At 44.1% G+C, this 23,179-nt stretch carries 21 protein-coding genes; 10 read left to right on the plus strand and 11 right to left on the minus strand.

Translation table 11 applies throughout. From position 1 onward, the window contains the following. Positions 1–57: 57 nt before the first annotated feature. On the plus strand, positions 58–969 hold the full coding sequence (locus tag MSG36_RS07690) for a LysR family transcriptional regulator (RefSeq protein WP_136982149.1): 912 nt from the start codon (positions 58–60) through the stop codon (positions 967–969). 75 nt (positions 970–1,044) lie between these two features. On the opposite strand, the gene MSG36_RS07695 is transcribed toward MSG36_RS07690, so the two are convergent. The 3 genes from MSG36_RS07695 to MSG36_RS07705 all read right to left on the minus strand — a co-directional run bounded on the left by MSG36_RS07695 (position 1,045) and on the right by MSG36_RS07705 (position 4,480). Beyond that, positions 1,045–1,959 carry a YjjW family glycine radical enzyme activase gene (locus tag MSG36_RS07695; RefSeq protein ID WP_050643980.1) on the minus strand — a complete coding sequence of 305 codons (915 nt, stop codon included), beginning with the start codon at positions 1,957–1,959 and terminating at the stop codon, positions 1,045–1,047. A gap of 43 nt (positions 1,960–2,002) precedes the next feature. Beyond that, positions 2,003–3,568 (minus strand): YjjI family glycine radical enzyme, encoded by a 1,566-nt coding sequence (locus MSG36_RS07700; RefSeq protein WP_248367093.1) that lies wholly within the window; start codon positions 3,566–3,568, stop codon positions 2,003–2,005. Between the two features lie 312 nt (positions 3,569–3,880). Next, the gene (locus tag MSG36_RS07705; RefSeq protein WP_050643982.1) at positions 3,881–4,480 is read right to left on the minus strand and encodes a methyltransferase; all 600 of its coding nucleotides are present in this window, start codon (positions 4,478–4,480) and stop codon (positions 3,881–3,883) included. Between the two features lie 161 nt (positions 4,481–4,641). Between MSG36_RS07705 and MSG36_RS07710 the strand changes: the two genes are divergently transcribed. Further along, entirely contained in the window at positions 4,642–5,520 is an 879-nt protein-coding gene (locus MSG36_RS07710; RefSeq protein ID WP_050643983.1) for a LysR family transcriptional regulator, read from the plus strand. Positions 5,521–5,577: 57 nt separating this feature from the next. Here MSG36_RS07710 and MSG36_RS07715 read toward each other — a convergent pair whose 3' ends face one another. Beyond that, positions 5,578–5,874 carry a hypothetical protein gene (locus MSG36_RS07715; protein WP_248367095.1) on the minus strand — a complete coding sequence of 99 codons (297 nt, stop codon included), beginning with the start codon at positions 5,872–5,874 and terminating at the stop codon, positions 5,578–5,580. A gap of 360 nt (positions 5,875–6,234) precedes the next feature. Between MSG36_RS07715 and MSG36_RS07720 the strand changes: the two genes are divergently transcribed. Then, positions 6,235–7,131, plus strand: coding sequence for a cation diffusion facilitator family transporter (locus tag MSG36_RS07720; RefSeq protein ID WP_050633104.1), 897 nt, complete (start codon positions 6,235–6,237; stop codon positions 7,129–7,131). Positions 7,132–7,170: 39 nt separating this feature from the next. Here MSG36_RS07720 and yddG read toward each other — a convergent pair whose 3' ends face one another. Both yddG and yjjG read right to left on the minus strand, forming a co-directional pair. Beyond that, positions 7,171–8,100 (minus strand): aromatic amino acid DMT transporter YddG, encoded by a 930-nt coding sequence (yddG, locus tag MSG36_RS07725; RefSeq protein ID WP_050643984.1) that lies wholly within the window; start codon positions 8,098–8,100, stop codon positions 7,171–7,173. A 255-nt stretch (positions 8,101–8,355) separates the two neighbouring features. Next, entirely contained in the window at positions 8,356–9,030 is a 675-nt protein-coding gene (gene yjjG, locus MSG36_RS07730; protein ID WP_004730231.1) for a pyrimidine 5'-nucleotidase, read from the minus strand. A gap of 639 nt (positions 9,031–9,669) precedes the next feature. On the opposite strand from yjjG, the gene yiaY reads away from it, so the two are divergent. Both yiaY and MSG36_RS07740 read left to right on the plus strand, forming a co-directional pair. Then, on the plus strand, positions 9,670–10,818 hold the full coding sequence (gene yiaY, locus MSG36_RS07735; protein WP_050649312.1) for an L-threonine dehydrogenase: 1,149 nt from the start codon (positions 9,670–9,672) through the stop codon (positions 10,816–10,818). Between the two features lie 180 nt (positions 10,819–10,998). Then, positions 10,999–11,922 carry a hypothetical protein gene (locus MSG36_RS07740; protein WP_050649311.1) on the plus strand — a complete coding sequence of 308 codons (924 nt, stop codon included), beginning with the start codon at positions 10,999–11,001 and terminating at the stop codon, positions 11,920–11,922. Between the two features lie 129 nt (positions 11,923–12,051). On the opposite strand, the gene MSG36_RS07745 is transcribed toward MSG36_RS07740, so the two are convergent. Further along, a complete protein-coding gene (locus MSG36_RS07745; RefSeq protein WP_004730224.1) occupies positions 12,052–12,486 on the minus strand; it encodes a YccF domain-containing protein in 435 nt (144 codons plus the stop codon). A gap of 247 nt (positions 12,487–12,733) precedes the next feature. Here MSG36_RS07745 and MSG36_RS23845 point away from each other — a divergent pair, with 247 nt between their 5' ends. Beyond that, complete coding sequence (locus MSG36_RS23845; RefSeq protein WP_017075772.1) at positions 12,734–12,859, plus strand: hypothetical protein; 126 nt, start codon at positions 12,734–12,736, stop codon at positions 12,857–12,859. 136 nt (positions 12,860–12,995) lie between these two features. Here MSG36_RS23845 and MSG36_RS07750 read toward each other — a convergent pair whose 3' ends face one another. Then, the gene (locus MSG36_RS07750; RefSeq protein WP_248367096.1) at positions 12,996–14,072 is read right to left on the minus strand and encodes a beta-eliminating lyase-related protein; all 1,077 of its coding nucleotides are present in this window, start codon (positions 14,070–14,072) and stop codon (positions 12,996–12,998) included. A gap of 304 nt (positions 14,073–14,376) precedes the next feature. Between MSG36_RS07750 and MSG36_RS07755 the strand changes: the two genes are divergently transcribed. The 4 genes from MSG36_RS07755 (at position 14,377) to MSG36_RS07770 (ending at position 19,532) form a co-directional block, all read left to right on the plus strand. Further along, complete coding sequence (locus MSG36_RS07755) at positions 14,377–14,994, plus strand: NAD(P)H-dependent oxidoreductase (protein WP_065677803.1); 618 nt, start codon at positions 14,377–14,379, stop codon at positions 14,992–14,994. Beyond that, positions 14,994–16,919 (plus strand): monovalent cation:proton antiporter-2 (CPA2) family protein, encoded by a 1,926-nt coding sequence (locus MSG36_RS07760; RefSeq protein ID WP_048663377.1) that lies wholly within the window; start codon positions 14,994–14,996, stop codon positions 16,917–16,919. The genes MSG36_RS07755 and MSG36_RS07760 overlap by 1 nt, the downstream gene beginning before the upstream one ends. 538 nt (positions 16,920–17,457) lie before the next feature. Continuing rightward, entirely contained in the window at positions 17,458–18,681 is a 1,224-nt protein-coding gene (locus tag MSG36_RS07765; protein ID WP_248367098.1) for a DUF819 family protein, read from the plus strand. A 503-nt stretch (positions 18,682–19,184) separates the two neighbouring features. After that, the gene (locus tag MSG36_RS07770; protein WP_048608772.1) at positions 19,185–19,532 is read left to right on the plus strand and encodes a hypothetical protein; all 348 of its coding nucleotides are present in this window, start codon (positions 19,185–19,187) and stop codon (positions 19,530–19,532) included. Positions 19,533–19,744: 212 nt separating this feature from the next. Here the strand turns inward: MSG36_RS07770 and MSG36_RS07775 are convergent, their stop codons facing one another. The 3 genes from MSG36_RS07775 to MSG36_RS07785 all read right to left on the minus strand — a co-directional run bounded on the left by MSG36_RS07775 (position 19,745) and on the right by MSG36_RS07785 (position 23,137). Continuing rightward, on the minus strand, positions 19,745–20,605 hold the full coding sequence (locus MSG36_RS07775) for a hypothetical protein (RefSeq protein WP_248367100.1): 861 nt from the start codon (positions 20,603–20,605) through the stop codon (positions 19,745–19,747). Positions 20,606–20,801: 196 nt separating this feature from the next. Next, complete coding sequence (tdh, locus tag MSG36_RS07780; RefSeq protein ID WP_017059546.1) at positions 20,802–21,833, minus strand: L-threonine 3-dehydrogenase; 1,032 nt, start codon at positions 21,831–21,833, stop codon at positions 20,802–20,804. Between the two features lie 110 nt (positions 21,834–21,943). Beyond that, complete coding sequence (locus MSG36_RS07785) at positions 21,944–23,137, minus strand: glycine C-acetyltransferase (RefSeq protein ID WP_055319414.1); 1,194 nt, start codon at positions 23,135–23,137, stop codon at positions 21,944–21,946. Between the last annotated feature and the right edge of the window lie 42 nt (positions 23,138–23,179).

A 23,179-nucleotide genomic window follows, 5' to 3' on the forward strand; every position in this document is an offset into this window, starting at 1 on the left:
TGTTCGGTTTTGTCATTCATGCAAAATCACAAGCCAATCTGAATGCGTGAGTCATAAATGGATTACTTACACTTATCTAGAGTGAGCCTTAAGCATCTCACTGCGCTGCATATTATGCTGAACACCCACAGCGTTACTCAGACCTCAGAGCAACTTTGCGTCAGCCCTTCGAGTGTAAGCAAAACCTTATCTCAGCTGCGTGACATCCTGAATGATGAGCTTTTCTATCGGGATGGTACCAAGCTTATCCCAACGCCCTTTGCTCTGAAGATAGCGCCCACTGTTCACGCAATTCTTTCAAGCATGAACGGACTGCTTCATCAGAAGAGTTTTACCCCTCAGGAATACCAAGGCAGTTTTTCACTTTCGATGCGTGAAAGTACCTTCGAAGTATTTGCCTCTAAGATAAGTAAAATCACCACTGAACTCGCGCCAAACGCGAAGCTCAACATCTATTCGAAACAACAGCTCGGCTTCGATGCTTTACTCAGTGGCAAGGTCAACTTGATCTTACTGCCCCATGATATATCTCAGCCGCCGACCGATAACAAAGAGCTGGTTTGGGAAACAATTCTTCCTGACGAGATGGTTTGTTTAATGGGCGCACACCACCCTCTTGCTCAGCAAGAACTAACGGTGGAAGGCTACTTAGATTATAAGCATATTGGGATTTTAGATAACGAACTGTCTCAGCCCTACTTTGAACAAAACTTGGTTCAATGCCACCAACCAAGAGAGATGGCAATATCGGTCGCGGACTTCGGTGCTGCGGCTGTGTTGTGTCATCACACCCCTTTCCTTTTCACTTGCTCTAAACAGTGGGCTGAACATGCTAAACAAGCTCAGGGCTTAGTGAGCAAGCCCTTGCCTTTTGATTACGGTAAGGTGGCGTATAGCTTGGTGTGGAACAAACCCAACATGAATGATCAAGCGATCAAATGGTTGTGTGACCTGTTTTTAGATGCTTAATATTTTTAGAGACTTAATATCTTTAGAAACTTAACGTTCTTAGAAGCCTGATTGACCGCCTGAGAAACCTAAAGACTAAGTATAAACTTCAGGAGTTTGCATCGGTCTTTGGACTATGGTGTAGAGCTTATCGTGAAAGCTCTGCATCTGTTGTTCGGTACATTTCGGCCAATCTAACGCTTCGCCAATGACACCATGATGTTGAAACGCATTCAGTCGAATTCGAACATCACTTGGTAGAGTCTTCAAGTAACGCCCTACCTGTTCAATTTCGTCTTCAAGATCGCTTTTATTTGGGATATGCAGCAACCTAACTTCGTGCAGTTTTCCTTTATCTGCTAAGTAGTTAATGGTTTCAAACACCCTATGATTGCCTCTACCCACCAGCCATTGATGTGTTTCCGATTGCCATGATTTTAGGTCAATCATCGCGCCATCAAGATAAGGCAACACCTTGTCCCACCCTTGCAATGACAGCGAACCATTACTATCAATAAAGCACGTGAGATGCGCTAACTGTGGATCACTTTTAATCGCTTGAAACAGTTCGATGATAAACGGCAACTGCATGGTCGCTTCACCGCCAGAAACGGTAATACCACTCAAGAAAAACTGATTATGCCTGACGAGTTCAAGCACCTCTGAGACCGTCATTGTGGTAATTTTCGGGCTCGACTTATGATCGCAGATATCAATGCACTGATCGCAATTAGTGCAGGCTGCTGGGTCCCACTTCACTTTGCCATCAACCATGCTTAAAGCACGGCTTGGACAGCCGCTAACGCAGTCACCACAATGGTTACAGTGATTAATTGTGTGTGGGTTGTGGCAAGTAATACAGTCAAAGTTGCAGCCCTGAAGAAATAGCACCAAACGATTTCCCGGGCCGTCAACACAAGAAAAGGTCAGCACACGGCTGACCTTCGCTTGTTTTTCTGTCTTATTATTTTTAACCCTAGCCATTTGAGTTGTTAGATCAGAAATTTTCATAATTCACATTGTTCGTATTCGAAACGCATAACACACGTTAAAGCTATTCGTATGTCGGTGACATCTCTAAGCTCGCCACGCGCGGTTTACGCTCTAATATGCCCGTATTCTTCGCAGCTTCAGCACCTAAGAAGGTGGTATTAGTACGTGAGCCTTGCTCGTCATACTTGGCAATGTCAGACAGCTTGATCATATAACCCGTTACACGAACCAAATCGTTTGATGCCACATTAGCCGTAAACTCACGGTAACCCGCTTGAATCGCACCTTTACACAAGTTGAACATCGCTTCAGGGTTAGATTTCACTGTTTCGTCGATGGTCAGAATGTCACTGATGCCCGAGGTGTAGAACTTATGGTGACCCGCAGTTGCACGAACGTAAGAGACTGGATCAGGTTCGGTACCATAAGGAATACGAACGCCCGGCGTCACATCTTCATCTAAGCTAATACCGCCTTGAGCATGCAGCAGAGCTTTACCTTCTAACCCATACTTCAATTCAGAGCGTTCAACGATCTCAGCCAGTTTTTCAGAGATACGATGGCCAAGCTGATTAGCCTGTTCATCGTGACCATAACGCCCCGCTTGCCCCTCTTTCTCCATCAAGATGTTGACTGCTTCCGCCATGCCATAAATACCGAACATTGGCGCAAAGCGATCCTCTTCGATCAAACCTTCTTTGGTTAAGAAGCCTTCGAAGAAGTTAGACTCTTCATGCAAGAATCGGCTTCGAGCGTTCATCAACTCAATCATGATGCCACTGTATTTTGGCAATACTTGTTGTAAGAAATCAGCATTGTCCTCAGACTTCAACGCCACTTGTTTTAGGTTCATACGCACCAAGGTGTTTGAACCGCCCGCTAGCGGCAGAGAGTTGTAGCAACTCACAATACCAAAACGCTTATCGCCGTAAGCCTCGGCATGCGCGGGATAGTTCGCAATATGTGGTTTACTGCATTCGCAGATGTTGCTCGCCGCGTGACAAAGTAGATCATCAGGTGTCACAGCTGGGTCGTACATAAAGGTTAAGTTTGGCGCGATCTGCTTCAATTCAGCGTCTACACGTAAAATCGTACGGCAGATAATGTTGTCTGTCGGGCCGATATTCACATGCATAAATGCGTCTGGCAGTGTGCGATCCAACATGATCCAGAACAGCTTAATCTTTTGGTATACCTGCTCTTGTGTTAAGTCACCCACGAAAGGCATCAACACATCATCCAACTGACCTAGGTAAACCGGAATTGAAGTGACAGAAGGAACATGGTGGTAAAGGATGGTAAGCATGTTCAGTGCTTCATCGAAGTTGGTTGCCGCGCTAAGCTCTAAATACTCTGAGCCTTGATGTAAGTATTTAGAATAATCTGGAAGTACATAGCGCGGCTTAAATGGGGCGTGCCCTTCAAACATGTCACACAGCACACCTTGTTGTAAGGCTCGCTCTACTTCTTTGCTTACCGGCATATACGGCAGGCTGGCTTCAGCTTCTAAGGCAAGATAGCTCGACTTCTGTTTTGGTGACAGGTTGGCATCTGAAATGATATTGCTAAAACGTTGTTGTTGCTCTGAAAGTGGTGAAGAAGTAGATGACGCAGATTGGTGGCTCATGATTAAACCCTTAGTATTATTATGGGCTTATTTTATATCTCACCGTTATATTTCCACTAATGAAATGTATGCAAGACTATATTTCCAAAATGGAAATGAGTAATTTGTAAATTAGGGGTGTTGAGTTTTCTATGAGCGAGATGGGAAATAGAGAAACCAGAGTTAATGTGAAGAAATGAGAAAGCGCTAAGTCTTTCTGTTTAAAACGATAACGCCAAAAAGAGAAAACCCACATAACTGACTTAAAGTCGTTAATGTGGGTTTAGTAGTTTAAATGAGCATTCTGAATGCTAGCTCAAGGCATACACACGATTACAGATCTGGAAGCGCTTGTTTACGTCCAACACCCATTAATACCTTTAACTCTCCTTGTGGAGTGTCAATCGAGAACGGTGTGGAGACTTCAACGACTGCAAAGCCCGCTGCACTCAATACATTTTCTGAGCGTTGTTGGCTTACACCGTAGTCTTCACTGTCGCCTTCCAAGTACCAATCCCAGTGTACAAACGTGCCGTCGTTTTCAAGCAGCGTGTAAATCAGACTGACTGTGTCTTGTAGGTTCGGGATAAAACCACACACCGAAGAGGCTACCACTAGGTCAAACTGGTTTCTGAATGCTGGATGCTGCGCTGCAAGTCCGCGCGATAAAATATCAACTACCGGTTCAACGTTAGGTAACTCTTTCTTATCTAGCTCTTCAATCATCCCTTCAGAGATATCAAGTGCGATGATCTCTTTTGCTAAAGGAGATATTTTCTGGCTGAGTAGTCCTGTACCACAACCAAAATCAAGGACACGGGTTCCGTTTAAATCAACGAGCTGTGTTAACTGGTCAAATACGGACTGTGCGAATACTGCGGTCGCGGGATCTTTATCCCAATCAACGGCGTATTCGTCCCATTGTTTCGCCATCATGGCCTCCATCTTTACTTCTTGTAGGTTCGGAACTTCCCCAGAGTAAACCAAATTAGTCAATTCGTCATAGAGTTATCATGCAAAGATGGACTATTTCTAAGATAGTCAGCACAATATTCAGATAATATGCACCGACCCCCGCTCAATATGGAAATGAAATGAACCTTTCTCAAGTCCAAGCCTTTTGTTCCGTTGCTGATTTAGGATCAGTTTCTGAAGCTGCACGCCAGTTAGAATGCAACCGAACCAAACTCAGCATGTCGATTAAAGCCTTGGAAAAAGAGTTAGATGTCGAGCTGTTCGTCCGCAGCGGAAACCACGTTGAGCTTTCAGAAGCGGGTAAAGCGATTTACAAAGATTGCGAAGGCATGTTGGTGACAGCCGCGCGTATTAAACAAACCTGCTTGCATGTTTCGGGCGAATTCAACGCGGAGATTTGGATAGCACGAGATGACTCCCTACCCGATGAAATGTGGCAGGACTTATCTCACGCATTAAACAACAAATACCCTTCTACCTCATTCAACTTCGTTCTCGCGTCGAGCGGTGACTTAGCTAACCTAGTTGAAACTCAGCAAGTCGACTTCGCATTTGGTGTCGATTACGAACGTGTCGATGACCCAAGAATTATCTACAATCCGCTTGGTAAAATTCGAATGATGTCTGTATGTAAGAAAGACCATGATTTAAGTGCGATGCGACGAGTGTCTGATGAGGTATTGAGAAATTCGATGCAAGCGACCATGGTTTATCTTAATGAAAAGGATAATCCTGAGCTTGAGCCCTTCTCACGTCGTTACATTGGCTTCTCTAGCTTCGACTTTATGTTGGATACGATTTTACGTGAAGAGGCGTGGGGCGTAATGCCAGAGCCATTGATTCGCCATTTACTGCGTGAACAAGAGCTTGCCGTGATCAAACACACCTACGGCTTAACGCAAGAAGACTACTGTATGTTTACCGCAGCTGGCATGGCAGAGCACCCAGGAATGAATTGGTTGGCCGACCAGCTTAGTGATTACTTGTTTGATTTCTAGCTCGCGCTTATTGCTTATCGTCGATAACATAGGGAAAAACCACAAACAGCACTAATCCTAATAGACCATCACGTGATCCACTAAGTAGCGTCCGTCTTCTTCAACCAATACCATTTCGGCGACAAACTCACCTTTGGCGATGGTGTAAGCTTGTTTCCACACAAAAGCGATGGAGTCTGAACGTCTAAACAGCGCCACTGGCTCACGCTCAGCAAAAAAGCCATTACTGTGCTGATAATGGTGACACACCTTTTCTAAATATTCCGGCGTAACAATGTCTTTCATTCTTTGAGTAAAGTCTCGGCAGTGCTGTTCATGGTCGACCTTGGTTGAACCATCCATCAGATTATCCATAATCGGGTTAGCAATCGCTCACAACTCGTTATCACTGATATCGTCAAACTTCATATTGATTCACTCCTTGGCCATCGCAGTCGCAGTCGCAGTCGCAGTCGCAGTTCAATCTAGAAGACCAATAAAACCTTAGCGACTAATGTGTTTTATTAATCATAAACGATCCTATTTCAGTTGCACACCATCCCAAAAAAACACTCAACGTCAACTTTATTGACACCTTAAATTTAACTTAAGCCACTGAATTTAATGCATTTATATATTTCACTTAAATAAGACATATAAACGTCATCAGATAAAGTTTGTAAAGTTAGCTCAATATTAGAACAATGAAGCTATCAAAAACATCTGGAAAATATTATGTGTGACAGGAAAAGCCAAAACGAAAATCGAGTACTATTGTTCTCAGCCCTTTTAGCATCAGGCTTCGCAATTGGCGGATTGGTGTTGGGTCTTCTCGTTGGCTCTCTGGTCATCGTATTTGACGGTGTCTATTCTCTTATCAGCTTACTGTTAACTTTATTGTCACTAGCTGCCTCGAAATACATCAATCGCCCCTCAGATAGAGAGTTCCCGTTTGGTCGAGCAATTATCGAACCGATTGTGATTGCCATCAAAGCCGTTGTGATTCTGCTTGTGGTTGGTTATTCACTTTACTCTGCGATTGGTGCCCTAATGACGGGTGGTCGTGAAGTTGATGCTTCTATTGCAACTCTGTTTGGTATTTTCAACGTACTGGGTTGTGGTTACGCTTGGTGGTACATCGCGAATAAGAGTAAACGTATTTCTTCAGGTCTGATTCAGGCTGAGTCTAAGCAGTGGCAGATGGATACGCTACTGAGTGTAGCGGTAACAGCGGGTTTCGTAGCGGCTTGGTTAATTACTTTTTCTCCGCTTGCAGAATACGCAGTGTATGCCGACCCAATGATGATGTTGCTAATGTCTTTCTACTTCATCAAAGTGCCTTTCGACATGTTACGTGAAGCCATGCGCGAACTGCTTATGATGTCGGCAAACAAAGATATTTGTGATGCGGTCGATAAGAACGTTGTCGCGGTAGACAAAGAAGCGGAGCAAGATTTGGAGCTGATGGGTGTGACTAAGGTTGGTCCAGAATTACGAATCAATGTTGATATTCATACCAACGACCAACAAGCGATTGCGGTCGATGATATTGAACGTACGCGCCGCCAACTTAAGCGACGCCTATCGAAGATGCCTTATGAGCTTCAATTGAACCTCAATGTCGCAAGCTAAGCTTTCACCTAATAAATGACGCTGGAACATCAGCGTAAATTACGACTGAGATTGAACCTTTTTAGAAGCCGACGCCTTTGCCGTCGGCTTGTCTCTTGTTACCCACCAGCAAGCCAGTGAGCCAACAGTTACCATACATACGCCCTGCCAAAACGTCATGGTCAATGACAAACCCAAAATCACCGAGGAAAGCAGCGTCGCGAAGATTGGCGTAAAATACGACATGGTTGCCAAAAACACCATGTTGCCACCAAGAATCGCCGTGTTCCAAAGTGCGTAGCCTGCCCCCATGCAAGCGCCAGCTAATGCTAAATCAATCGCCGCACTGGTTGTCATCACCATGCCGGTTTCATCACTCAATGCGTATTTGATCCACAGAGTAATCGCTGTAGCGATAAAGAAAAGCACAATCGCATTCTGCCCTTTCGCGACACGTTGGGTGTAGTTGCAGTAAACAGCCCAAATAATCGCACCGAAAAACGCCATAGAATAGGTTTTAGGGTTGGTCGCAATATTGGCAGCAATCTGGTCGACAGAGAGACCTTGGTCACCGCTGATGCTCCAAGCCACACCAAAGAATGCCAAGAAGATACTTGGATAAACCAGCCAGTTAATCTTCTTGTCGCTCAGCAGCACCGCAAATAACACCGTCAGTGCTGGCCATAGATAGTTGATTACCGCCATCTCTATCGCTTGATGTCGGCTGTTCGCCATTCCCAATGCCAGAGCCAAGAAGATCTCATAACAAACGAACAAGGCGCCGCCAATCAGCAAGTAAGACTTAGAAAAGCGTGAAAGCTTAGGTAACCCCATAACACAAACCAACAATAGCGAACTCACCGTATAAAGGCTGGCCGCGCCACCAATTGGACCTAGCTGTTCTGAGACACTACGAGACAGAGCAATCAAGCAGCTCCATAGTAAAATGGCGATAATACCGTAGCAGCTATAACGATGAGATTTCAGCACGCCTTTTCCTTTATCTGTTTTGATGGTCACTCTATGGTTAAACCGAGTTCAAAATAATTGGCCGAGTACATTTTCGTACTCGGCCATCAGCACTTTTTTTACAAAGTATCTATCAATTTACGAAGCATCAATTAATTTAACAAAGCATTGGTCAATTAACGAAACGCCAATCAATTTACAAAGCATTGGCCGATTAACGAAATCAACCGATTATGATTGTGTATTCGCTAGTGGCGGTCAGTTGTTAACTATTGACTAAGCCAGCAGTAGAGCTTGCAAGTCAGCCAAAGACTTCACCTGATAATGAGGATTGATGCCTGCTGGCGTTGCCTTTTCTTGACTGTTTAACCAACAAGTTTCGATGCCAAAGTCTAACCCACCTAGAATATCGGAATGTGGGTTATCCCCGACCATCAATATTCTTTGCTTCGATGGCAATCCAACCAGCTTATGCGCATACTCAAAAATCTCGGCATCCGGCTTGGCTACCCCAACCTCTTCAGAAATGATCACGTGATCAAAGTAGTCCGTCATTCCTGTGCGCTCTAATCGGATTGACTGCAGCTCTGTAAAACCGTTGGTGATGATGCCCATGTTCACTTTGCCTTTTAAAGACTCCACCAACTCTTGTGCACCCGGTAATAAAGAACAGATGTCCGCCATCGCCGTTAAAAATGCACTGTTTAAAGCAGCCGTTGTTGTCTCTAGTTTCTCAGCCCAGCTTTCGAAGCGTGTGTGTTTCAGTTGGTCTGCGGTAATGCGACCATCTTGGTAATCAACCCAAAGCGGCAGATTAACCTTTTGATAAGCAGAATAATCCTGTTCGCTAAAGTCCACGCCAAAACGAGAAAACATCAGCTTCATTCCCTGATAAGCATCAAAATGGAACAAGGTTTCGTCTGCATCAAAGAATATCCAATCGTACTTCATTTTATTTCCTATTATTCGCGCTGTTGAGCACTGCCTACACTGTTTTTTTTCGTTGTTCTTATCGCGGCCTAAAACGGCGAAGCATCACTTTACCCTCAAATTTGTGAGCCTGTATATAAATCTAATAATTTATAGAAAACAAGTCGCAAGTCATGATGTATCGCAAATTTTGCCACATATTAAACCAATACCATACAAGAAACACCCTTAGGTACCGGGAGGTATTATGAAGCACTTTTTACCGTCATCTGTCATGCTCACCCCTTTTCTTGTCAAATACTATGACGAGGAGCCAGAAGACACCCTTGACTCTGAAGAGTCGCAAGATCCTCAAATTGAATGCAGTGATGACTCAGATAAAACTTCGACACCAGCCTAACCAGAGCAACGTTCAATGAAAAACCTTATTTTTCATTGTTATAGGGCACCATTCTGCGCCCAACTGGGTCAATTTATCACTAACCACTACTGACAAAGAACACACCAGAAAACCATAAAAACGATTGCTATATGAGCCCTATCACAACGACTAGCCACAAAGTGGTAGTTCGGAATCAAAGTTGTTCCAGATCAATGGTCGACCACTTGAATGCCGACAACATGTAGGAAATTAAAAATCATAATTAACGGAGTTTTCCAATGTCTACTGCATTTTACATCCCTACAATCAACTTCATGGGTTCTGGCTGTCTGAAGGATGCTGCTGATAGCATTCAGTCTCAAGGCTTTAAAAAAGGTCTGATCGTTACTGATAAGATCCTGAACCAAATTGGCGTAGTTAAGCAGGTACAAGACCTTCTTAGCCAGCGTGGCGTAGACGCAGTTGTATTCGACGGCACTCAACCAAACCCAACCATCACTAACGTGAACGATGGTCTAGAATTGCTGACTGACAACGATTGTGATTTTGTTGTTTCTCTAGGTGGCGGTTCTCCACACGACTGTGCAAAAGGTATCGCTCTGGTTGCTTCTAACGGCGGCAAGATTGCAGATTACGAAGGCGTAGACCAATCTGAAAAGCCAATGATGCCATTGATCGCTATCAACACCACAGCTGGTACAGCATCTGAAATGACTCGTTTCTGTATCATTACTGACGAAGCTCGTCACATTAAGATGGCTATCGTTGATAAGCACACAACACCGCTTATCTCAGTAAACGATCCTGAGTTGATGCTTGCTAAACCTGCATCATTAACTGCTGCAACGGGCATGGATGCGTTAACGCACGCAATCGAAGCTTACGTTTCAATCGCAGCAACGCCAATTACCGACGCTGTAGCAATTAAAGCGATCGAACTTGTGCAAGCGCACCTAAGAACAGCAGTAACGCACGGCGAAGACATTGAAGCTCGCGAGCAAATGGCTTACGCACAATTCATGGCGGGTATGGCATTTAACAATGCTTCTCTTGGTTATGTTCACGCAATGGCGCACCAACTGGGTGGTTTCTACGACCTTCCACACGGTGTATGTAACGCTATCTTGCTTCCACACGTTCAACGCTACAACGCGCAAGTTTGCCCTGAGCGTCTACGTGATGTGGCAAAAGCAATGGGTGTGAATATTGAAGGCATGACAGCTGAACAAGGCGCAGAAGCTGCGATCAACGCGATTGTTCAACTTGCAAACGACGTGAACATCCCAACAGGTATCGCGCAACTTGGTGCGAAACTAGAAGACATTCCAACGCTGTCTGATAACGCACTGAAAGATGCTTGTGGTTTCACTAACCCTAAACAAGCAACACACGAAGAGATCTCAGCAATCTTCGAAGCGGCAATGTAATCTAGATACAAATCACTTCTTATAGCTAAAACAAACGGGCTCACCTTCTGAGTCCGTTTTCTTTTATCTGTCCTGTCCCCTTCAAATCTTTGCCTCCTATCTAATCACTAAAAAGTCGCATTGTTGCAATCGCTTGGTTATAGTCAAACTATTGATATATAGAATAACAAACAGGTTCCATTGAGTCGTAGGATAGCTAGCACCTCATTATTGGCGTTACTCATTTCATACTCCGTTCAGGCAGAGGAACAAAATGAGTGTCACAGTCAGCCGTTAGAAGACGCCCCTGTCGAAAAGGCTTACCATTTCCTGAACAGTAAATTTTGCCAACCTGCACTCTGGTTCGATAGCTTCTTTGTTGATGACCGAATAACCGAAGATGCCAGAGCTGGCACATCTGTGCGTTGGTATAACGATTTTATTTATTCTGAAGGTGGGGAGCTAGACTACTCGACCAAGCTCAATGCGCGTCTGCATCTTCCTTTTGTCAGCAAACGCCTAAAATTGATCTACGAATCTGTTAGTGATGAAGAGTTCTTGGATTTTTTTCCAAATGATTCCGATGAGTTGGAAAGTGCATTAGGCCTGCGTTACGACGCCTATGCCAAGGGTTATAGCAGCTTCAATATTAAGGCAACATTGCGACCGCGCATTGAAGCTCGCTACCGTTTTACCTACCCTCTCACAACCGATGCGGTATTCAGGCTGACCCAACGGGTATATCAAGAAAAACAAGAGACTGGCGAAATCACTGACATCGATTTTGATCTTTCTTTGAGTGATAATTTCTTGGCTCGATGGTCAAGCTTTGCAGGGTACAACGACGACCTTAAAGGTTGGAACTATGGTACAGGGCTAACCTTGTATCACTATCTTGCTCAAGACCAAGCACTTCAATATAGCGCGACGATTAATGCTACGGATGAGCCTCATAATCATTACGAATACGCTCAGGTTTCGGTTACCTACCGACAAAACGTATGGAAAGAGTGGCTGTTCTACGAACTCATCCCTCGTTATCAATGGGAACGAGAACCCCATGAGAAACATACCGAAGAAGCCAACATCACCCTGCGGCTTGAAGTCCTGTTCAACAATGTGTAGCTCAATAATGTCTAGCTCAACAACGCATAGTTAGTGTTTAGGATATGAGCATCGAGAGATAAGAACAGAGGCATAAAAAAGCACATCATGCGATGTGCTTTTCAGTTCAATCAGGCTGAAAGTGTAATCTTAACCTTTGTAATTTCTTACTCGCGCCGCTTCTGCTTCACGTTTATCGACAACCGTCTTACCGATTGGCGCCAGCGAGATAACCGCTAATTTAAGGTGTTGAATCGCGAACGGGATACCGATGATGGTAATGAAACACGCCACAGCTGACATGATGTGACCAATCGCAAGCCAGATCCCCGCAAATAAGAACCAAATAACGTTACCAATCACACCTAGCGGGCTCGTGCCGATGTCCATTTCATTGGTTAGCTCGTCACGCGAAATCGCTTCCTGACCAAATGGGAAGAATGAGAAGTTACCCATAACAAAACACGCTCTACCCCATGGAATACCAACGATGGTTAGGAATGCGAGCAGTCCGAAGAACCACCAAGCCAGTCCCATAAATACGCCACCGAACAGAAACCAAATGATGTTTCCTATTGTTTTCATTCTGTATTCTCCAAATCTTTGAATGCTGTTTATTTTATATGCCGAGTAAGGCAATGCTTGTTCTAATAGGTTCATTATTGTTGAACCTTTATGAACCGTTTATGAATCACTTACATTTTATGTGATTGATATACACCACGGTTCTCTAAATCTACATAGGGCTAAACCCATTTATTTGATACCATACACTTAGATTTTTAGTACCAAAAAGCTAAACAGACTCAACAACGAATTTAAGGCCGAATTTATGAATAACACTGAGCAACCTAAAAAGAAAATCAAAAACTGGGTGCCAATCGTCTTCTTCGGACTTCTCAGCACGGTTCCAGTATTCATGTTCTTAGTTGATGTGTACATCAACCAGTATATGTAACAGAGCCTGTCATCCTAGCTGCATAAATGGATACCGGACCGATTTCCTGTATCCATTTCCATTAGATCAGTTCTTCAGCAGTCAACTCTTTTGTAATCAACTCAACTCTTCCGCAATCAAATTAACTCTTCGTTAATCAAATCAGCTCTTCGTTAATAAAATCAAGAATGTCGATCAGCTCATGATCAGGCAGATTCAGCAAGTTATCACCTACATACCATTCAATTTTACATTGATTTGGCAGTTCGCTGATTGCTGGGTTTCCTATCCAAACCTTGTGTTTCTTCGCGATGTTATCCCTCACAATAATGCCGTCTTCGTAGCTCACAGGTAAATAGAGGTGAAGCATGTTCACCTGCGGTTGCTGCGGGTTAACCGTGAACTGAGGGTAATCTTGTAGGATTTGATAAACCTGTTTGGTGCGTTCGTATAAAGCTGGCATCAGTTCTAGTCGTTCATCAAACTGCATTGCCGCTGAAACCACATAAGGCGTTCGGTGATAAACATTACCACCTTGACGCTTCATCCACGCCGATGCTTTCGCGACAAACGCTTTATCGCCCAACAATAACGAACCACCAAGGCCATTGAGACCTTTATACAGCGAAACATAAGCACTATCGAAGCCCTGAGCAATCTCGCTGTATGGCTTCTGGTAATACGCGCCGCACTCCCACAAACGTGCACCATCCATATGAAGATGAATCGATTGTTCTTTGCAGTATTGCTTGATAGCTTCAAGCTCTTCCCATTCTGGTAATTGGCCGCCAATTTCGCGCATCGGCAACTCATACAGAGCGGCTGCGATCTCATCAGGCCACGCCTTTAAGTCATCAACATTCCAAGTGCGAAATACGTTGCCGACTGGAAGCACGTTGAAACGATTTTGGAGCTGATACCCTTGGCGTTCATGGCGCATGATATGACTCGACTCATGCATCGCTACTAGTGGGTTTCTTTTCTCTTGGCAGGCAATTTCTAATGCTGTGGGTTGGTTCATGGTGCCAGTGATCACAAACACGGCAGCTTCATAACCAAGCAGCTCCGCGACCTTGTTTTCAAAGCTCTCGATAAACTCGCCATCACCATAGCTATCATGGCTCACATTGTGTGTTTCACACCATTCAGCCATCTGAGCGAATGTTTGTGCTGGTGTCGGTTCTAGATGACCGGAAAGCAACAAATCACATTGTTGACGCAAGTCCATGCTCATAGTTTTTTCCTTTATACATTATCGTTCTATGTAGGGTTATTGGATTATTTACGTTACCCACCAACGGTGACATAAAATCCCCATATTCGCTTTTACTATTCGTGAATAATTAGTTTTACTCAGTCATCGGCTAGTTGCGCCTGTAAGACACAAAATGACTGGTGTCTTATAGAATTAAACGCAAAAAAGCACACGTATCTAAACAAAGAAGTATGGGCTAATTCGTTGTTGTTCAACCATTCTTCTATTATTGTATAACTATAATTCCAATAAATATTATTCGTTAATGGACAAAGAGGGCTATATGTCGAAAAATCGAGTCTTGGTGCTATTCGCCCACCCTTCTCAACATCGTTCTGAAGCAAACAAACCCTTATTTGAACAAGCCAAACGCGTTGACGGTGTTACCTGCGTCGATCTCTACGCTGAATACCCAACATTTAAAATCAACATCGACCGAGAACAGAAACGCCTGTTAGACCATGACATCATCATTTTTCAGTTCCCACTATATTGGTACTCAACACCGGCAATTCTTAAAGAGTGGCAAGATCTCGTTCTAGAATACGGCTTCGCTTACGGCACCGACGGCAACGAACTACAAGGCAAGAAATTGTTATGTAGCATTACTGCAGGTGGCAAAAAAGACGCCTACCAAAGTGATGGTTACAACCATTTCACGATTCGAGAACTGCTTCACCCAATCGAACAAACCGCTTCTCTATGTGGGATGAACTACCTCGCGCCCTTTGCGTTATTTGGCTCGCGTACCGCGTTGGAAGAGAACCGCATTCAAGAGCATGTCGATAGCTATAAAGTACTGTTAGAGGCGTTGGTTGCTGGCGAGATCAATATCAAAAAAGCCAGTAAGGCAGAAAAGCTAAACCACTACGTTGAAGAACTAATGGCAGAGGTTAAGTAATGACGGGATATTTTCTACAAGCGTTTATCTACTTAGTCGCAGCAGTTATTGCCGTGCCTATTGCCAAAAGACTTGGCCTTGGTTCTGTATTGGGTTACCTCATTGCTGGTGTTGTGATTGGCCCAATTATTGGTCTGGTCGGTGAAGAGACCACAACTATCCAACACTTTGCCGAGTTCGGTGTGGTTATGATGCTGTTCTTAGTCGGTCTTGAGCTTGAACCTAAGATGCTTTGGGCAATGAGGAACCGACTGATGGGGCTGGGTGGCCTGCAAGTTGGTGGCACGACCGCAATTGTAATGGGTATCGCCCTTTTCTTCGGACAGCCTTGGACCATTGCGCTGACTATCGGTTTGATCTTCGCACTGTCATCTACCGCGATTGTTCTCCAAACCTTTAACGAAAAAGGGCTATCCAAAACAGAAGGCGGCAAGAACGCTTTCTCAGTCCTACTGTTCCAAGATATTGCCGTCATCCCTATGTTGGCATTTATCCCTCTACTAGCCTTGCCAGAATTAATCGAAGCTGCACAAAGCGCGGTCGCTTCGGCTTCTGATCACCATGAAGAGTTAAGCCTTGTTGCTGGCCTACCGGGTTGGGCTTATGGCCTTGTGATCACGGCATCTATTGCGATTGTTGTGGTCGGCGGACACTTCTTGAGTCGTCCACTGTTCCGCTTCGTGGCAAGCTCAGGCCTGCGTGAAATCTTTACTGCAACCGCACTGATGTTGGTGATTGGTATTGCTGCACTGATGAGCCTAGTCGGCCTATCACCGGCTTTAGGTACCTTCCTTGCGGGTGTGGTTTTAGCGAACAGTGAATTCCGCCACGAACTTGAGTCTAATATCGACCCGTTTAAAGGGCTGCTACTTGGCTTGTTCTTCATCACCGTAGGTGCTGGCATCAACTTTGATGTTCTATTCAACGACTTTGGTTTGATCATTGGCCTCACTCTTGGCGTTATGCTTCTTAAAGCCTTGGTGCTATTTACGTTGGCATTGATCTTCAAAATCAAAAACAGTGACCGTTGGCTGTTTACACTGAGCTTGGCGCAAGCCGGTGAGTTTGGTTTTGTACTACTAAGCTTCTCAGCTCAAAACCACGTATTACCTGCTGACATCGTCCAAACACTGTCGCTGGTTGTGGCACTTTCAATGTTCCTAACACCAGGGCTGTTCATTCTGTTTGATAAAGTGATTCTTCCTCGTTACGAACAAAAATCTAACGACCGCGAAGAAGATACCATCGAAGAGAAAGGTACCGTTATCATTGCGGGCATTGGTCGATTCGGTCAAATCGTTAACCGCTTGCTGGTGTCGAACGATGTCAATACTGTGGTTCTGGATCACCAAGCGAACCAAGTAGACTTACTGCGCTCTATCAATATCAAATCTTACTTTGGTGATGCGACTCGTCACGACTTATTGCATACCGCCGGAATCGAAGAAGCCGCGATGCTAGTGGTAGCAATCGATAACCAAGACTCAAGCGTTGAGTTAGTGAAGTACGTTAAACACACCTACCCTAAAGTGAAAATCTTAGCCCGCGCATTCGACCGTGGTCATAGTTATCGCTTACGAGAAGCAGGTGCAGACTTCGTGGAATCAGAGACCTACCATTCTGCTCTTGAAATGGGCGCACAAGCCTTGCGCTCTTTAGGTCATCACCCATTCTTCGTCGAGCAGCAAAAATCGACGTATCAACGCGTTGAGAGTCGTAAGTCTGAGAAACTTTACCAAGCTTGGTCTGAAGCGGAAGAGAATCCACGCTACGACAACAACTACCGACAAATCTTCATTCACCTTGAAGAAGCAATGAAAGAAGACATGAAAAAAGACCGTTCAGACAAACACTCTCGCTCTGAGCGTGGTTGGACACCGCCACCAAAAGGCTATGCAGATGGCTTTGAGGAAGAAGAGTCTTAAGCAGAATCTAGACTTCAGCTCTAGATAACCATGCAATTCAACCATCAAAGCGGCTATTTAAGCCGCTTTTTCTTTCATTTACCCCCTACAAACCTCAAATGAGCATAAGTATCAGGTGCTGAAACTCGTAATCCGAGAGATTTGTGTGATCTAGCTAAAATTTTTAATTTCTGACCACATTGCAAAAGTGGATTCAATTTTTACATTATTGAAACATTCCAACCCTACATAAACCACACCATAAACATGGCTATATATGCACTCATTCCTGCCTTTCAAGCACCCACCCAATTCATAGCGACCACTCTCTAAGGCTTGAATTACATTGCATATATCGAAATGCGCCGCAAAAGCCCCAACAAACCCATTCATCAATCAAATAAATAACGCACGACATTCACAAATTCAAACCATCAAAATTAACATAAACATTTCAAAGTATGTCTATCGTTACAATTTGTAACGAATGGCGGTTGTCGGTATAGTCCTGCAATTCAAAAAGTGAGACCTTTGCGCTCACCTTAAAGGAGATATAATAATGATTACTAATGATGCTGTAATAATGGGCATGTTAGCTGTTATTCTTGGCGGTGTTTTTATCACGGAAAGTAGCCAAAATAGCGCACTGAAAAAATTCTACTCGTTCGTTCCGGGTCTATTGCTCTGTTACTTTGTTCCTTCTCTATTGAACAGCCTAGGCATCATCGACGCATCAAACTCAAAGCTGTACTTTGTTGCAAGTCGTTACCTATTACCAAGCGCACTCGTTCTACTGATCATCTCAGCTGACTTACGCAAAATCTTCGGCCTTGGCTCAAAAGCCGTCATCATGTTCCTAACGGGTACTGTCGGCATCATCATTGGTGGCCCTTTGGCGATTCTGATTATCGACCAAGTTAACCCTGACCTCGTATCTGGCGATGTATGGCGTGGCCTTACAACTGTGGCTGGTTCTTGGATCGGCGGCGGTGCGAACCAAGCAGCAATGAAAGAAGTGTTCGAGGTTGATGATCAACTCTTCTCTGCAATGATTACGGTTGATGTTATCTGTGCGAACATTTGGATGGCCGTGTTACTTATCATGGCAGGTCGCCAGAAGAAGATTGATGCATGGTTAAAAGCAGACACATCATCTATCGAAGAGCTAAAAGAGACGGTATCTAAATACCAAGAAGAGAACGCTCGCCCAACAACCACAACCGATCTCATGAAGATCACGGCAATTGCCTTTGGTTTAACCGGGTTGGCTCACTTATTCAGTGACATGATTGCACCGTGGATCTCAACCAATGCGCCGGAACTTGCGAAATACAGCCTAACATCCGGCTTCTTCTGGCTGATCGTAATGGTAACAACGTTCGCGCTGATCGCTTCATGCTTCAAATCTACACGCAGCCTTGAGCACAGCGGCGCGTCAAAAGTCGGTTCAGCATTCATCTACATCCTAGTTGCAACTATCGGTATGCAAATGGATGTGACAGCTATCTTAGACAACCCAGGTTACTTCTTCATTGGTATTACATGGTTAACTATTCATGCCCTTCTGATGATTGTAATGGCGAAGCTAATTCGTGCACCATTGTTCTTCATGGCTGTAGGTAGCCAAGCTAACGTAGGCGGTGCTGCATCGGCACCTATCGTCGCGGCTGTATTCCACCCAGCATTAGCACCAGTAGGTATCCTAATGGCGGTATTGGGTTACGCTCTCGGTACATACGGCGCTTACATCTGTGGTCTCATCATGCAGGTTGCTGCTGGTTAATACGACTAGCGCCAACAATCTGCTGAATTTGAAATCCGATATTGGTTCGCCAATGTCGGATTTTTTATGCGCGTTATAAAGAGGTAATGAAACAGGAACTAAAACTTAAGATCATACCGACATTTAATTATTAGAGCTTATTAAACGACTATTTCTACTTCCTTCCTAAACCACACTCGATTAATTACTTTTTTCAGCTGTCTTTGCATTGTTAACATTCAAAGAAATTTAACATCGGTTAAATTTATACATACATCTGCCATATTGCGCAGCAAGCCGTATGTGTTTAGCATCTACCCTCATAGAGAAAACGAAATTTAGAGATAGAACCCCACGAAAAGGAAAGTATGGCGACAAGCCAAGTCCTGCAAGATTGAAAGTCGCCATACTCCGAAACCGTATAACAATAAATATATGAATGGTTATAGAATAAAGTTATCCCAAATGACTTATCTCAAAGAACCGAACACTCCCACAAAGAACATTTTCCTCTAGGAGTAGAGATGAAGAATTGGAAAGTAAAATCGACAAAGCTAGTTAAAGGTCAGTACCTAGATTATCGAATCAGAGCGCAAAGCATAAACATTGATGCGAATGGGCTGTTAGAGTTTTACGACATGGGTATCGTTGTATCTAGCTTTAGCAGTGACGAATGGTTTATCTGTTACCACACCAATGTATTTGGCTACACCAAGAAAAGCTACTGTAACCCGTTTCAATTTGCTCACTGTAAACAACTCAAAGAGATAGAAGAAGCAAGGCAAGAGATTGTCACTAACTCGCCATTAGCGCTGTTTATTAAAAACCGAAAATGTAGACCAAATCCAGTTGGTAGAAAACCAAATTTTTAGTGAGTTTAAGTTACGAGGAATATACAGAATGAGAAATATCCTTGATAAATTTAAAAAAGACATTGGTGTTTGGTTATTTTTAATACTCATCTTTGGTTATTTTATCTACGCTTCATTCAATATATGTTGGAGTGACATATTCAGCTAATTGGCTAAAGCTATCCCAATTAATATCAAGCTTTAGCCTATTTAATATCATAAGGGAAATACAACTAGTCAAATAAAGACGCCAATTTATTTTCCACCACAGGGCTGATATTAAAGCTCAACATAAAATCTGGACGCGTTTTTTCGTCTTTCTCAAGGTAATAGTTCGCTTCAATGCCAAACTTCCAAGGGCGTCCATTCAGAACCGTTGTTTTACTAACACTGATGTTTAACGGAATTTCCGCCTGATCCTTATTCCAATCATAGGTGAATGTCGGCGCAGAGCCAACCGTCCAACCACCACCTAATATCTCTACCCAAAACACTTGTGTCGATGTCTTGTTGATTCGAGTATCAGAATGGTTGGCTCCGTCTCCAGAAACACCATACAAGTGATTTGGAAACATACCGACAACTCGCTCGCTACTCGCCTTCCCGACCATAAACTCTGGCCCGACAGCAAACTGGTCCGCCGTCAAGTCACTACTGCCCGTCGGCAAAGAAGCAAAGAGACCGAAAGCGACAATAGTACCGCCCTCCATTTTAGGCGCATAAGCTAAATCAAATGAGATGTCTGTAACGCCAGACTGATCCATGTGCTGCGAGCTTGCTGGTGTGTCCACATGGAAATCGTTCTGTACATAAGAGATAGCCGGGCGGAAGATCACTTTGTCACCATTATCCATGGGGAACGGCAATGTCGGCTGTAATACGGTCGCGAAAGCATCTCCTCCACCATCGTAACCACCTGAATACTGGAGTTTTAGATTGAGGCTAGCGTAAGCTGTATTTGGGTTTGCAAGTTCCTTTGCTGCCTGTTCTGCCGCTTGATCGCTTTCAGATTTAGAAATGTCGACCTTAGCGCTAGCAAAATTCGGCGTTAATAATAGTCCAGTTATTATCAGTGCAAGTGGTTTACAAGCCATGAGCCCTCTCTTCAATAGTAAAACAATAAGATGTAACTGCTTATTGAGTATTTTAGAGATTACTGGGCAGTAAAATGGCCATTAAGTGACAGAGAGATAAGTTAATCCTAGGTAGAATTTGGATACAAAAATGCCCCAAATCGCTTTGAGGCATTTTCAATTAGTCAGGAAGCTCGGGAGTGTTTACTCCTTTTGCTTATTCCCAATCAAGAATTACTTTACCAGACATACCAGAGCGCATCATGTCGAAGCCTTTCTGGAAGTCGTCCACTTTGTAGTGGTGAGTAATGATTGGTGTTAGATCTAGGCCAGATTGAATCAATGAAGCCATCTTGTACCAAGTTTCGAACATCTCACGACCGTAGATACCTTTGATAACCAAGCCTTTAAAGATTACTTGGTTCCAGTCTACTGCCATATCTGATGGTGGAATACCTAGTAGAGAGATCTTACCGCCGTGGTTCATGTTAGTCAGCATGCTGTTGAACGCAGATGGGTTACCAGACATTTCTAGGCCTACATCGAAGCCTTCAGTCATGCCAAGATCAGACATTACGTCTTCAAGCTTCTCTTCCATCACGTTTACTGCACGAGTCACACCCATTTTCTTAGCAAGATCTAGGCGGTATTCGTTTACATCAGTGATTACAACGTGACGAGCACCAACGTGCTTAGCAACAGCTGCAGCCATGATACCGATTGGGCCAGCGCCAGTAATTAGCACGTCTTCGCCTACTAGGTCGAAAGAAAGCGCGGTGTGTACTGCGTTACCAAACGGGTCAAAGATTGAAGCTAGATCGTCAGAGATTTCTGCAGGGATCTTAAATGCGTTGAACGCAGGGATCACAAGGAACTCAGAGAACGCACCAGTGCGGTTTACACCAACACCTGTTGTGTTACGACAAAGGTGAGTACGGCCGCCACGACAGTTACGACAGTGACCACATGTGATGTGACCTTCGCCAGATACACGGTCGCCGATTTCAAAACCACGAACTTCTTGGCCGATGCCAACAACTTCACCCACGTATTCGTGACCTACTACCATAGGTACTGGAATTGTGTTTTGTGACCATTCATCCCAGTTGTAGATATGTACGTCAGTACCACAAATTGCAGTTTTCTTAATACGGATAAGAAGATCATTATGACCCATTTCAGGTTTTTCAACCTCGGTCATCCAGATGCCTTCTTCAGGCTTAAGCTTAGAAAGTGCTTTAATTTTCATAATGTTACCTAGTTCATCTCGCCTAACTGTAAGGCGAGAATCAAAAATCTATATGTTCTATTGGGTGTTGTTCTATCTAATCAAAGGACGCAAAAGGCATCCCTTTAAAATTAGATGATAGCCATGTCTTTACCAACTTGGATGAACGCATCGATTGCGCGATCCAGTTGCTCACGAGAGTGTGCAGCAGACATTTGCGTACGGATACGAGCTTGGCCTTTTGGTACTACTGGGAAAGAGAAACCTACAACGTAGATGCCTTTCTCTAGTGCGCGCTCTGCGAACTCAGCCGCTACTTTTGCATCACCCAGCATGATTGGGATGATTGCGTGGTCAGCACCACCCATAGTGAAACCAGCTTCTTCCATGCGAGTACGGAAGTGAGCAGAGTTTTCCCATAGTTGAGTACGTAGGTCGCCAGATTCCGCTAGAAGATCTAGAACGCGGATAGACGCAGATACTATTGCAGGTGCAACAGAGTTAGAGAATAGGTATGGACGAGAACGCTGACGTAGCCAGTCGATCACTTCTTTCTTACCAGAAGTGTAACCGCCTGAAGCGCCACCCATTGCTTTACCAAGAGTACCAGTGATGATATCGATACGATCTACAACGTTGTGGAACTCGTGAGTACCTGCGCCGTTTTCGCCCATGAAGCCCACTGCGTGAGAGTCATCAACCATTACTAGTGCATCGTACTTGTCTGCAAGGTCACAGATAGCAGGAAGGTTAGCCACTACGCCGTCCATTGAGAACACACCGTCAGTTACGATTAGTGTGTGACGAGCGCCAGCTTCTTTAGCAGCAATAAGTTGCTGCTCTAGCTCTTCCATGTTGTTGTTCGAGTAACGGAAACGCATTGCTTTACACAGACGAACGCCATCGATGATAGATGCGTGGTTTAGTGCGTCAGAGATGATTGCGTCCTCTTTACCTAGAATTGTTTCAAACAAACCAGCGTTTGCATCAAAACAAGACGTGTAAAGGATAGTGTCTTCTTTACCTAGGAAAGTAGAAAGCTTTTGCTCTAGTTCTTTGTGAGAATCTTGAGTACCACAGATGAAACGTACTGAAGCCATACCAAAACCGTGCTGATCCATACCATCTTTAGCTGCTTCGATAAGAGCTGGGTGGTTAGCAAGACCTAAGTAGTTGTTTGCACAGAAGTTTAGTACTTCTTCACCAGTCGAGATAGAAACCGCTGCTTTTTGTGCAGAAGTAATAATGCGCTCAGACTTGTAAAGACCTTCTTCTTTAACTTCTTCGATTTGAGTTTGAATCTGTTGGTAAAATGCAGAAGACATTGTTCATTCCTTCCTAATTATTATTCAGCAGCATCACGCGCC

The organism is Vibrio sp. 1CM8B (genome assembly GCF_023161685.1).
GTDB lineage: Bacteria > Pseudomonadota > Gammaproteobacteria > Enterobacterales > Vibrionaceae > Vibrio > Vibrio coralliirubri.